Raw genomic sequence first — 12,875 nt, forward strand, 5'->3', positions numbered from 1 at the left:
TCATCCCCCCTTTACTCCAAGAAGACAATCGGTTCGTGATCAACTATGAAACCGTCAACCGAACCATTGTCTACATCTCTGAAAGCGGGATTTGGTAAATCGGGATAAGTGCCGTACGTATCCCAGTAACGTTCGTACGCCAGTCCCACGGCAATGAGTTCACCTTCGAAATCTTCAGGAACCGAGAAAGTTAGAGTTGCGAAGACATCGTCGGCCGCTTCGGCTTCATCTGCCCCGTTTAGGAAGGCTTTGTAAAGAGTAACGGCCTCATCACTACTCTTGAATGTTCCGACATCCTTCAAACCCGCCGTGAAATTCCCGAACTCAACGCTTTCAAGAACCAAACCTTCGCTGTTCCACAGAGAAAGTTGAATATATCTGACATCATACAGATCGGCAAAACTCGCGACATTTTCTGTCAAGACACTAACGGTAAATGAATCGCCAGGTCCAATATCACTGTTGGGAGTAGAAAGGCTAATCACAGGTTTTTCATCAGAGTCATACCTCTCCCGTAAGGCAAAGGCCTTGTAAGCTTCTCCGTAAGCATTAAGTGGGTTTCCAAAAACGTGAGCTTCTACCCAGCGAGCATAGACTGTGTTGAGATCAAATCCGACTTCAGCAAACGGGTAGAACAAGACATATCCACTGTAAGGACCTTCAACACCGGCGTAATATGCTCTTATAGATTTCTCGCCATACTCGAATCCGTAAGGCACCCATATGGTCTCATAAGCCATCAAATAACCTGGAAGATACACATATGTCTGGAGATCGGGTCTGTCATTTGGTATTTCTTCCCATGTGTCATACATGCCATCATCATCGGTGTCGAGCAGGTTTAGTCGCTTTCTGACTGTAACTTCTTCTGCAGGAACAATCTCTTCCGATGCAGTTTTATAGAACCTGATACCGAACTCTTCATCTTCGATGTACTGGAAATAGTCGCTGTAGTCAAAGTACATCAATCCTGCTCCTGACTGGAAGAGTTCTCTCTTGAAATTCGTGGCTTTGAAAGAAATCGTCTCCTTTGACTGAGCACCCATCGAATCGGTCGCAACAACCTCTGCGACGTACTTTCCCTGTTCGTCGAGAGCGTACACCGCTTCACCAGTATCGACTACAGACAGAACTTCAGCCCCATCCTTGTATAGCTTGAATTCAGCGGTAACTTCTGTGTCATCGAAGTCCGTTACTTCCCACTCGAAAGTGACAAGCGTCATCCGAGCAATTTCCTCTCCTTCTGTTACTGAGCCTGTCAACGATACTACTGGCGGATTGTTGATCTTGAAGCAGCCAGAGACAAAGAACAGGAATACAAGCAACAGAGTTACGAACAATGCTTTCTTCATTCTCTTAACCCCCTTTTTCGAGATTTCGTGTTCAGAATCAATTATACATTTAGGATCGCTTATTCCCAAGTAATTATAGTGTTGATGGGTATGTGAGAGATTCAAAGCAGCTTGCCAATGAGCACGATTCTCCTGACTTTTTACCGAGCGATTAGTCGGGGTTCTGCGCACAGCGGTTGCATTTTCAAAGTCAGGACTCCCTTAACATTACCGTGTTATAATGCATCTAAATTGCTTTAGTTAAGCTTCATCATCGCTTCGGGAGGTAGCATATGTACGATTTCAGGGTGATTGAAAAGAAATGGCAGGATTACTATGCAAGGGAGAAGCCGTTTAACATAGATCTTGAGAAAGCGGAGAAGCCTTTCTACAATCTCATGATGTTTCCATATCCCTCCGCAGCCGGGCTTCACATAGGAAATATGTTTTCCTTCATAGGTTCGGATGTATATGGAAGGTTCATGAAACTGAAGGGCTATGACGTCTTCGAACCGATCGGTTTCGATGCTTTCGGTATACATAGCGAAAACTATGCCTTGAGAGTTGGGAGACATCCTGCGGAACTCACTCCGAAAAGCATAGAGTACTTCAGAGAAGAGCAGCTCAAAATGATTGGTAATATTTTCGACTGGAACAGTGAGGCGATAACTTCTTCTCCTGAGTACTACAAGTGGACGCAGTGGATATTCATCCAGTTGTTCAAGAACGGTCTTGCGGAAAAACGCTCATCAAATGTGAACTGGTGTCCATCGTGCAAAACGGTGCTTGCCGATGAACAGGTTATAGATGGTCGCTGTGAAAGGTGTAGCAACGAAGTTGAGAAGCGTGAGATGAGTCAGTGGTTCTTCAAAATCACAGAGTACGCAGAGAAGCTGCTGTCTAACCTGGAGAAGCTTGACTGGACGGATACGACCAAGAATCTTCAGCGGGCCTGGATAGGCAAATCCTCCGGAGCTACGATCTCTTTTGAAGTATCTGGAATGAATGAGAAGATAGATGTATTCACAACTCGTCCAGATACGATATTTGGAGTAACTTACATAGTTGTTGCTCCTGAATATGGTCTGGTCAGCAAGCTAATCACGCCCTCGATACTGGAGACCTTTGAAAACTTTAAAGAAGAAGTCAAGAACATGGATCTTGCCACGAGAACATCTATTTCGCGCCCCAAGAATGGAATATTCACCGGTTCTTACGCCGTTCATCCTCTCACTGGTGAGGAGCTTCCAATCTGGATAGGAGATTACGTTCTGGCAGAATACGGAACTGGTGCTGTTATGGCCGTCCCGGCGCACGATGAGAGAGATTATGTCTTTGCGAAGAAGTATGGACTGGAGATAAGACAGGTTATCGACTGTGATCCCTCACAATTGCCCTATACTGAGAAGGGAAAGATGATCAACAGCGGAAAGTATTCGAACATGCTCAGTGTTGACTTCATCGAGAGGATAGATGAAGTGAGCGAGAGTATAAAGGGTACGGTGAATTACCACCTTCATGATTGGTGTATCTCGAGACAACGCTACTGGGGTCCTCCGATTCCTATTGTCTACTGTGAGAAGTGCGGAACGGTTCATGTCCCTGAAGACGAACTGCCCGTAATGCTGCCAAATACTGATGACTATATACCTGACGGCAGCGGGAAATCACCTCTTGCCAAGAATCTCGAGTTTGTTAACACAACCTGTCCTGTTTGCGGTGGACCGGCTAGAAGAGAGACCGATGTTTCCGACAACTTCCTCGATTCAGCTTGGTATTACCTGAGGTATCTTTCGCCGAATAATGAAAGTGCACCCTTTGATGATGAGCTCGTTGACAAATGGTGTCCTGTCGATATGTATATCGGTGGAAATGAACACGCAACTCTTCACCTTATGTATTCGAGGTTTCTGGCAATGGCACTTCATGATATGGGCTTCCTTCCCTTTGAAGAACCGTTCGCATCTTTTAGAGGTCACGGTCTTATTATAAAAGACGGCGAGAAGATGTCGAAATCGAAGGGGAATATTGTCAATCCCAATGAGTATTTTGAGAGCCATGGAGTAGATTCACTAAGAACATACCTGATGTTTATGGGAACATTTCTCGAGGGTGGTGATTTCCGAGACAGTGGAATGGACGCGATGAGAAGATTTCTAAATCGTGTTTGGGACATTGCGACTATGCCTGAGGGAAAGAGCTCGACGGACTTGAAGATCAAAATGGCCGAGACCGTGGAACAGGTAGAGTATTCAATCAAGAACATAAAGCCGAACACTGCAATTGCCTCGATTATGGAGTTCGTTAATGAGGCTTCGAAGGAAACATGCATCGAAAGGCAGCTTGTCGTTGATATGGCGAAGCTACTGTCGCCTTTCGCCCCTTTCATCTGCGAAGAGATATATAGCATGAAAGGCGGTAAGAAGAGGACTATTCTTGAAGATGGTTTTCCTTCTGGCTATGAGAAATACGCTTCTCTGGCGAAGACTGAATTGCCTGTTCAGATTACTGGCAAGATGAGGGGAAAGGTCGTGCTTCCTCAGAACGCTTCTCAAGAAGAGGCAATGGAAGCGATTTTGGCCGACGAAAAACTCTCAAAAATGCTTGAGGGCAGGACAATAAGAAAGATAATATATGTTCAGGACAAGATAATCAATATAATCGTCTGAGCCTAGTGAACAATAGTTTCTTCTCAACATCTAGAAGGATAGCCGCTGGCTCTCCGTTGTTTTCCATCGATCAATCTTCATTCTGATGTGGGTTTTCGTGAAACGAAAATGCTTGTATTTCAGTATCTTGCATGGTGTCTTACAGGCCTGAACCCAGCCTCTTCTAGAACTTTATGCTGATTATCTATGAAAGTGGCAGATCAAAGTGGTAGAAACCGTCAGGCACGTTACGCTCGATTCTCAGAGTCTCTTATCTCTTGCGTAGTTCAGTTTCCTCAGTCACAGTATCGACAAAGTAATCTGCTTCTATATATGTTCCATTACCCACTAAAGTGCGGAAGATCTTCCTGTAGAGCGATAACTTCTGTTCGTATCCAAAGTGGTGCATCGATTGAACTGAAATAGCAACGTCGAATACCTCCGGAGCCAATTCAACTTCGAAATAGGAACCGACAATCAAATTCAGGCTCCCCTTCTTGTCTTTGTTTTTACTTCTAAGAATCTCAAGCATCTTCTTGGATAGATCGATACCAGTTACCCTGGCCGTAGAATTCAATTTGAATACTTCGTCAAGTTTCAGGCCCGTCCCTCAACCGAGATCAAGGATCCTGATTCCAGTTCTTAATTGGAACTAGCTTTGCCATTTCTCTGTAGAATTCAGCAGATTCCTTGACATTGTTCTTCATGTGGGATTCGTATGAATCTGCTCTTGTATCGAAGAAAGCTCTCATTGTTTCCAGGGCATCATTCACATTTTCTCGCTCAGATTTTCTGCTTCTTTGGCATCGTAATCTACTTTCTTATATCATAGAAGTGCTGAACAAATATGAAGGCTATTTTTGCCGCAGGCATAAAAAGGTAGTTTCCCGGGAGTTCCAAATGAGGTAATTGTACGAAAGGAGCCGACATTGATAATCAGTGCAAGCAGAAGGACGGATATCCCTGCTTTTTATTCTGAGTGGATTGTAGAACGATTGAAAAGTGGCTTTGCTCTTGTTAGAAATCCATTCAATCTTCGTCAGGTGAGCAAAGTCATTTTGACTCCAGAGGCAGTAGACTGCTTCGTATTCTGGACAAAGGATCCCAAAAATATGATAGATAAACTGAATCACTTTGTCGATTACTGTTATTATTTTCAGTTCACGATTACACCCTATAATAGAAGTGTAGAGCCTGGTCTTCGCGACAAGAGAGAGATTATCGAGACCTTTAAAAAGCTTTCCGGAAAGATTGGAGAAGACAGAGTGATTTGGAGATACGATCCTATTCTGATTAATGAAGAATATAGTGTCGACAATCATCTACGGGCCTTCGAAAAGATGGCGCATTTGCTTAAGGGATTCACTGAAGAGTGTGTGATTAGTTTTGTTGATTACTATCAGAAGATCTCATCAAACCTACGAAGACTCGACGCAAGGGCTCCTAATGAAAATGAGGTAAGAAAGATCGCCAGCCATTATTCAGAAGTATCATCGGCTGAAGGAATGAAGCTGAAGACATGTTCAGAGACCGTTGATCTTTCGGAATATGGAATTAGTCACGGAAGCTGCATTGATGGGATGCTAATCGACAGGCTGACGGGTAGAAGGGTCGATCGCCCAAAGGACAGGTATCAGAGAGCTGCATGCCGCTGTGTCGAGAGTGTCGACATTGGCGCATATAACACCTGTCCTAATCGGTGTCTATACTGCTATGCGAGCTTTAGTGAGAAAGTAATTCGTAGAAATTATCATTCCTTCAATCCAAAGTCCCCGCTTCTTTGCAGCGAATTGGAAGAGCGCGATAAGATTTCTGAGAGAAAGAAGTAGCGAATGCTCAATCCAGTAGAAATGATATATTGAACGTTCACCTGCAATTTCATTCGGAGAAATCTGTTTTGTTCGCAGTAAACAAGGTAATCTCTTCATCATGCTATCCAGAAAGAAGTATCTTATAATCGGCTTAAGAGAAGAGTTTTTATATAGAATTCGGTAGGAGGGTTTTCTATGGAAGAGTTCTTAAGCGGAGATCTGTTCAAATGGGTAATTATGCCCCTGATAATCTTTTTCGCAAGGATCATCGACGTTTCTCTTGGAACCACGAGAATCATAATGGTTTCGAGAGGCAAGAAAGAAATGGCAAGTGCAATCGGTTTCTTTGAGATTATTCTATGGTTGCTCGTTGCCAGCAAGGTTATCCAGAGTGTTGACAACGTACTTTATATACTTGCTTATGCAGGCGGCTTCGCAGCCGGCAGCTACATAGGAATGCTCATCGATGAGAGGCTTGCAATCGGGACCGTTTCGGTTAGGTTGATAATTTCGAGAGATCCGACTGAACTTATAGAAAAACTGTGCCAGGCGGGATTTGGAGTGACAAAGATAGACGCTACCGGTGCTCGAGGAAAGGCCTACATTGTTTACAGTATCATAAACAGGAAAGAAGTGGAAGACTTCGAGAGAATTGCTCTCGAATGTGTACCAAAGGCATTTATGTCTGTTGAAGATATCCGGAAGGTTAGGGAAGGAGTCTTCTTGCCAAGAGATACATTGCGAATAAGAAGAGAATCGCCTTTAAGAAAATCGAAGTGACCTCTGTATGGATTATTACGAGAAAGAGATGAGGGTTTACCCTCATCTCTTTATGTCGTTCACAATATCGCCGTCTCTGATTTCAACTATTCTGTCTGTCTCTTCTGCGATTCTTCTATCGTGAGTAATTATGACGAACGTTGTTCCGTATTTCTTGTTGAGATCACGCATGAGGCTGAAAACCTTCGCTGAGGTATCGGAGTCGAGATTGCCCGTAGGTTCATCTGCAAGGATAATCTTCGGATTGTTGATAAGGGCCCTTGCTATTGCGGTCCGCTGCTGTTGGCCGCCCGACATGTTGGGAGCCAGATTGTCCTTAACCTTGCTTATTTGGACGACATCCATTAGTTCCTTAGCCCTTTTCATAATTTCCTTCGAGGCTTTCAGGCCCTTGATTCTGTAAGGCAGAATCACATTTTCGAAAGCGGTGAACTCCGGAAGCAGATAGTGAAACTGGAATATAAACCCGATAGTCTCATTTCTAACGCTTGCGAGTTCATTCTTGTTCATTTTGTTTGTCTGTTTGCCTGAGATTGTTATTTCGCCGCTCGTGGGTTGATCTAATGTGCCCATAATATTCATGAGTGTAGATTTACCGCTTCCTGACTGTCCGACTATCGAAAGAAACGACGACTCTTCGATTTCAAGATCCACACCGTGAAGGACTTCTGTCTTCACAACCGTTCCGTAAACCTTTTTAATATCTTTGAGTTCGATTATGTTAGCCATTTCGTATCACCTCAACAGGGCTGAGTTTAGAGGATCTTCTGGCTGGGACCATTGCGGCAATAGTTGAAGCGCCAATGGCAATGAGCGCAGACATCATTACAAACCCATAACTCAGAGAGATTCTGATGATCGGTTCTCCGTCAGTCCCTACAGCAAATGTGGAGAACATTATTATAAGCAAGATTCCGAATGCGATTCCAACTACTGCTCCCACAATACCGAGAGCGAGTCCCTGGAACAGGAAGACAAAACTAGTCGTCGAATCTTTAAGGCCCATGGCTTTCAGGATTCCGATCTGCCTTGATTTCTGGACTACAGTTATTGCAAGGACGCTTGCGATACCAAGGGAAACTGCTATGATAACGAACACCTGAATCATTATGCTGGATACGCTCTGCCCATTCAGTCCTGAGAGGAGATCTTCGTTCTGAGATTTCCAGTCAGTGACCTGCAAAGCAGACCCAGAAAGACGTTCTGAAATGACAGAGGCATTCTCATCAGCTCTGAAAACCTCACTCACCTGCATCTCTATCGATGTGACTGTATCACCAAGTTTCCCAACTGATTGAGCGGTGCCAATTGTTGAGATCAGCCAGTTCTTGTTAAGGCTCGCAACACCCAGATCGAAAACACCAACTACCTTCAGGGTTTCAACTGTTCTATCGGGAGTGAAGATTGTAATTTCTTCTCCAAGGTTCACATCGAACTCATCCTTAAGACCCTTGCCAATAATGATTTCTCCGTCGCCTTCAGGAAGGCTACCATCAATGAGACGACTATCCGTCTTGTAAATAACGTGTGATTCGGGGAACTGCAGACCTCGGAGCAGAACAGCTAAAGTCCTGTCGCCACTGCTTATGAAGACAGGAACATCTGCGCTTGCAGAAAGAGACGTCAGATCAGTTGGCAAATCAAGAGAAGCGATTTCAGAAATTATGCCTTGCCATTCTTCCACTCCGTTGTTTTCCGACGAGGAAACAGTTATCTGCGCAGAGCTTCCGATTGTCGTATCCACCAGGTCTTTTTGAAGCCCCTGGATAAGCGAGCCTATAAATACCTGAACGGAAACACCTATAGCAATTCCCATCACTATGAGAAGGGTTTGTGTCTTGCTAGAAGATAAAAAGCGCATCGCAATCGAAAAAGCCAATCTCATTTCGCATCACGCTTCCCAAGAGCTAGAATCTCTCTCGGATCTTTCAGGAAGATATCCGCACCAACTTCCTTCCAGTAGTCGGGATTGTTTTCGAATGCATTTCCACCCACGACAATCCTCGATTTCCCACCGACCTCCTTAATTCGTGAAATCATCCTTCGAGTGTTTATTAGGTTGTAGTAGTTTGAAACGCTAATTGCAATATACTGTGGACTCAGTTTTTTCGAAGCCTCAAGGAAGGTGTCTAGAGGGGTATTTGCTCCGACGAATATTGAATTGTACCCCGCGATAGTGAAGATGTCCGAGATCATTCTAGCTCCGATCTCATGATACTCTTCGGGCGGACAAAGTACTGCCACCATTTGATCATTATTGATTGATCCATTATCTCTTCTTTTCTTCACAATATAGGGGAAGCAACATTCCAAAACTGTTCTGACAATCGAGCTCCTAATGTGTTCCTTCCATATGCATAATCTGTCACCTATATAATCACACTCCCAGTTTTTTAGGGCTGGCGCAAGTATATCCAGATACAAGTTAATCACTTCAACACTTCTCGATTCAAGTGCCTCCAAGCACAGGACTACAGCTCTTTCCTTATCCTGGGAATCGAGAGCATCGGCAAAACTACTTTTGATGTCGTTCAAAATAGCCTCCTTATTCAAGCGAATCAAGCATTCTCACATCCTCTTGATCGAGGACAATGCTTGCTGCTTCGAGATTGGATCTGAGGTGTTCCAGCTTTGATGCCTTTGGGATTACTACTACTCCATCTTTTCCCAGTAGCCATGCAAGCATTATTTGCTGAATGGATGCTGAGTATTTACTGGGAAGTTCCTTGAGCAGTTTTTCGGTTGAGGTCTTTACAGCATTTCTCCTAAGTGGAGAATATGCTGTCATTGTAATTCCCTGAGTCTGGCAGTAGGGAAGAAGTTCATTCATCGCTAGTCTGTCGTCGATGTTGAAAAGAACCTGATTGTTTACGATCGGTTCTCGCGAAACGGCAACAGCCTTCTTCAATAAAGGCGTATCGAAATTAGATACACCAATAAACCTAACTCTACCGTTCTGAACTTCGTCACTCATGGCTGAAAGAGTTTCTTCAAGGGGGACATCGGGATTAGGCCAGTGTATCAAGTAGAGATCCAGGTAGTCAGTTCTGAGTCTTTGCAGCGTACCGTCAAGTGCTTTGTGGAGTGCGGCTCTCTGCAAATGGCTGGGCCAGACCTTAGATGTAATAAATAGTTTCTCTCTACTGAAGACGGATATTGCTTCTCCGATTAGTTCTTCAGTATGGCCTCCACCATAATGCTCAGCCGTATCGATGTGTGTGTACCCCATTTCAATTGCTCTTGATATAGTTTCGATATGTTCCTTGTCTCTGGATTTGTCGGGGACATCTCTTCCTCCTACTTCCCAAGTTCCAAGTCCAACTGCAGGGATTTCTGCTCCTCTATTACTGAGAGTTCTATATATCATCTCAATCACCCCTGTTCATTAGATTTTATACTAAGGTTATAGCTGGTTAAGCATTCTCATCTCTTCACGGTTAATGTAGGTAATAATAGTTTGAGGTATAATTAATCGAACGGGCTGATCACTTTGCAATAGTAGCTATGAACGGTCTTTCACAAACGGCTTTTCCAGAAATCAGGGTCTACATCTGGTACCTTCCTGTGTTAGTTATGAACAGAATCTAAGAAACCAGACGAAGGAGGGAGCGCCATGTACATTGTGTGCGATTTGAGGTATGCTGTGTCTGAAAGTAGATCCACGGAGGCTTTGAAAATGATACTTGAGACGCTCTCAAAAAAGTTGCTTCTGGGAGCCCAAGGTGACACGCTCAATATGAGAGCCGAGACGGAAGATACTGTCGCAGTTCAAATTATGGCTCTCAAAGGGTCTTGTTCTTTCGAAGAAGTAGTGCCACGGATCAACGAGTACCTTTCATTGATCTCAAGAGCGCTAGAAACAAGTTTCCCCGATTACAGAGTAGTTAGTTCATACATCTATCCTGATGGTGAAGAAACGCCTTATCTACTCTGTTAAAGACATAAAAAGAGGGCCGGTGGCCCTCTTTTTTGTTAGACATATCAAAGAGATAAAAGTATAATTATTGTTTGGCATAATAATGATTCTAATTATGGAGATGCTTTATGGAAAAGAGAATTTCGTTGACGGTGCAGACTTTCCAGAAATGGAGTTAAGACAGCTCACGGAGTCATGACTCTGCCGGAAGCATACAAAGGAAAGTGGTTCGTTCTCATTAGTCATCCAGGAGATTTCATACCAGTCTGAACTACCGAGTTTGTTTGTAGGATTCTAGAAGAGATATAAGAAGTTCTGAGAACTCAATTGTGAGCCTATCGGCTTGAGTGTTGACCCGGTATTTTCCCGTATTAAGTGGACAGAACGGCTAGAAGAAAAGCTAGGTGTCAAGACTGAATTCCCTATATTGCAGACGAAACGGGAGAAGTTGGAATGACTCTTGGTTTAATCCATCCTGCGATGAGTACAAACACAGTCAGGGCCGTGTTCATCGTTGATCCCAAGGGAAAGATAAGAGCTATTCTTTATTATCCGCAGGAACTTGGAAAAAACATGGACGAAATTTTGAGAATGATTAAGGGATTCCAGTTCGCCGATAAGAATGGAGTGGCAATTCCTGCAGGTTGGCCTAACAACAAAATTATTGGAGATCACGTAATGATTCCTCCTGTATCAGACGTGAAGACGGCCGAGGAAAGAAAGGGTAAGGAAGGTTGCTACGACTGGTGGTTCTGCCACAAGAGCTTATAGAGTAATAGATAGACTGTAAGCAATTAGTACTGATGGGATCGGCATCGGCCGATCCCATTTTTGTAGCTTTATTATGCTTAGGATATATTCAGTGAACTTCTATAATCGGTTTTCTCTGCTGACTGCATAAGATCTCTTGGTTCAAACCATAATCTTAGCGCTAGTTTCTTAGAGTTATTTCTATCTAATCGATGCTAGATTGACGAGAATGGCAGTAATGGATCCTCATGCGGTGTATAGTCTCTTTGAACGAAAGAAAAAGTTTGGTATCATTAATGTGAAAAAAATTTCCTTCGGAGGTGGTGCAAATGAAAAAAATATTCTTTGTAGTATTTCTGGTAATGATGCTTTCGGTAACAATGACTGGAAAACTTGTTTACTGGCACACTCAGGAAGAAGAATCCAGACAGCAGATTATTGCTCAGTTGATCGAGTCGTTTACAATTGAAACTGGAATCGAAGTTGAAGTAGTAGCGATCGAAGAGAATGAGATGTTCTCAAAACTTGCTGCAGCCTCTGCTGCAGATACGCTTCCAGACCTAATTGAAGCTGGCGCTGAAACTATTCTCGGCCTTGGAGCGGATGGTCTTCTGGATACTGCGATTCCGACAAGATTCATCAGAAATGCAGGGGATTTCTACAGTGGCGCCACGAGATTCGTTATTACGCCGGCCGGGGACGAGTACTTTGCAGTCCCATACCATGGATGGGTTCAGGGTATCTGGTACAGAAAAGATTGGTTTGAAGAAGCCGGACTGGCCGAGCCGACCACATGGGAAGCGATCATGGAGGCTGCTAAGCATTTCCATGATCCACAGAATGGGATGTATGGAATTGTTCTTGGAAAAACAAACGACGCATATGCGGAACAGGTATTCACGATTTTCGCTTTGTCAAATGGAGCAAGGATTTTTGATAAGGATGGAAATGTTATAGTAAATTCCCCAGAGATGAAGGAAGTGCTTCAGTACTACAAGGATCTTGGTGCATACTCGGCTCCAGGACATACCTACTGGCAGCAAGCAAGAGAGCTCTATCTTGCGGGTAGGACACCTATGATGTTCTACTCAACCTACGTCATGGATGACCTGGCTCTGGCCGAAATTCAGACTCAGTACATAAGCGATTTTGATCCTGATCTCGTTAAGAATACCGAATTTGCTCCAATGATGACAAATAGTAGACCTTCCTCCTTTGGACAGGTCTTGTCACTCGCTGTTGTCAAGTCTTCCCAGAACAAGCTTGATGTCCTTAAGCTCCTCGACTTCATGTTCGAGCCGGACAACTACATAAAGTACATACATATGGCTCCCGGTGGAATGCTTCCAACAAGGTCTTCCATAGCCGAAAGCGAAGAATTCCTCAATGATCCAAAGGGGATTTACAGGAGCTACGGTGCAGAGAAGATCAAGGCAATCATTTATGGAATGGAGAATATTGAGAAGTTCGGTTACGTTGAAGGGAAGGTCTTCCCGGAGATGGGAAAGATATCCGGAGCCTTCACAATTGGAAATGGAATCGTTATGATGTTCGATAACAACGCAACCCCCGATCAAGTTCTGACTTTCTGGAGAGAGGATATAAGAAAGCTGATAGGCAGATAAGCATCTGACAGAGA

12 protein-coding genes and 1 pseudogene are annotated in these 12,875 nt (G+C 43.9%); 6 read left to right on the forward strand and 7 right to left on the reverse strand.

The window, feature by feature from the left end:
* Window positions 1–11: 11 nt before the first annotated feature.
* Window positions 12–1,352, reverse strand: coding sequence for a hypothetical protein (locus B3K42_RS06390; RefSeq protein ID WP_110990767.1), 1,341 nt, complete (start codon window positions 1,350–1,352; stop codon window positions 12–14).
* A gap of 272 nt (window positions 1,353–1,624) precedes the next feature.
* Here B3K42_RS06390 and leuS point away from each other — a divergent pair, with 272 nt between their 5' ends.
* Window positions 1,625–4,000, forward strand: coding sequence for a leucine--tRNA ligase (leuS, locus tag B3K42_RS06395; RefSeq protein WP_110990768.1), 2,376 nt, complete (start codon window positions 1,625–1,627; stop codon window positions 3,998–4,000).
* Window positions 4,001–4,250: 250 nt separating this feature from the next.
* Here the strand turns inward: leuS and B3K42_RS06400 are convergent, their stop codons facing one another.
* Window positions 4,251–4,580, reverse strand: a complete 330-nt coding sequence (locus tag B3K42_RS06400; RefSeq protein WP_110990769.1) for a class I SAM-dependent methyltransferase — start codon at window positions 4,578–4,580, stop codon at window positions 4,251–4,253.
* A gap of 19 nt (window positions 4,581–4,599) precedes the next feature.
* Window positions 4,600–4,752, reverse strand: a complete 153-nt coding sequence (locus tag B3K42_RS06405; RefSeq protein ID WP_181419095.1) for a hypothetical protein — start codon at window positions 4,750–4,752, stop codon at window positions 4,600–4,602.
* Window positions 4,753–4,908: 156 nt separating this feature from the next.
* On the opposite strand from B3K42_RS06405, the gene B3K42_RS06410 reads away from it, so the two are divergent.
* Together B3K42_RS06410 and B3K42_RS06415 are read left to right on the forward strand one after the other, a co-directional pair.
* Complete coding sequence (locus B3K42_RS06410) at window positions 4,909–5,808, forward strand: DUF1848 domain-containing protein (protein ID WP_110990770.1); 900 nt, start codon at window positions 4,909–4,911, stop codon at window positions 5,806–5,808.
* A gap of 177 nt (window positions 5,809–5,985) precedes the next feature.
* Window positions 5,986–6,570 (forward strand): DUF2179 domain-containing protein, encoded by a 585-nt coding sequence (locus B3K42_RS06415; protein WP_110990771.1) that lies wholly within the window; start codon window positions 5,986–5,988, stop codon window positions 6,568–6,570.
* A gap of 42 nt (window positions 6,571–6,612) precedes the next feature.
* On the opposite strand, the gene B3K42_RS06420 is transcribed toward B3K42_RS06415, so the two are convergent.
* Genes B3K42_RS06420 through B3K42_RS06435 form a run of 4 tightly spaced genes read right to left on the reverse strand, consistent with a single transcriptional unit; the run spans window position 6,613 to window position 9,937 of the window.
* Complete coding sequence (locus tag B3K42_RS06420; protein ID WP_110990772.1) at window positions 6,613–7,299, reverse strand: ABC transporter ATP-binding protein; 687 nt, start codon at window positions 7,297–7,299, stop codon at window positions 6,613–6,615.
* The gene (locus B3K42_RS06425) at window positions 7,292–8,455 is read right to left on the reverse strand and encodes an ABC transporter permease (protein ID WP_110990773.1); all 1,164 of its coding nucleotides are present in this window, start codon (window positions 8,453–8,455) and stop codon (window positions 7,292–7,294) included. Before B3K42_RS06425 ends, B3K42_RS06420 begins: the two co-directional genes overlap by 8 nt.
* Window positions 8,452–9,105: a cobalamin B12-binding domain-containing protein gene (locus B3K42_RS06430; RefSeq protein ID WP_110990774.1), complete on the reverse strand. Its 654-nt coding sequence runs from the start codon at window positions 9,103–9,105 to the stop codon at window positions 8,452–8,454. The genes B3K42_RS06425 and B3K42_RS06430 overlap by 4 nt, the downstream gene beginning before the upstream one ends.
* Before the next feature lie 10 nt (window positions 9,106–9,115).
* Window positions 9,116–9,937, reverse strand: a complete 822-nt coding sequence (locus B3K42_RS06435; protein ID WP_110990775.1) for an aldo/keto reductase — start codon at window positions 9,935–9,937, stop codon at window positions 9,116–9,118.
* Between the two features lie 246 nt (window positions 9,938–10,183).
* Here B3K42_RS06435 and B3K42_RS06440 point away from each other — a divergent pair, with 246 nt between their 5' ends.
* From B3K42_RS06440 to B3K42_RS06450, 3 genes and pseudogenes are all read left to right on the forward strand, one after another.
* Entirely contained in the window at window positions 10,184–10,507 is a 324-nt protein-coding gene (locus B3K42_RS06440; RefSeq protein ID WP_110990776.1) for a hypothetical protein, read from the forward strand.
* 100 nt (window positions 10,508–10,607) lie between these two features.
* A pseudogene (locus tag B3K42_RS13755) lies at window positions 10,608–11,257 on the forward strand (peroxiredoxin).
* A gap of 308 nt (window positions 11,258–11,565) precedes the next feature.
* Window positions 11,566–12,861, forward strand: coding sequence for an ABC transporter substrate-binding protein (locus tag B3K42_RS06450; protein WP_110990777.1), 1,296 nt, complete (start codon window positions 11,566–11,568; stop codon window positions 12,859–12,861).
* Window positions 12,862–12,875 lie beyond the last annotated feature (14 nt).

This window comes from Mesotoga sp. UBA6090, from assembly GCF_002435945.1.
Classification (GTDB): Bacteria; Thermotogota; Thermotogae; order Petrotogales; family Kosmotogaceae; genus Mesotoga.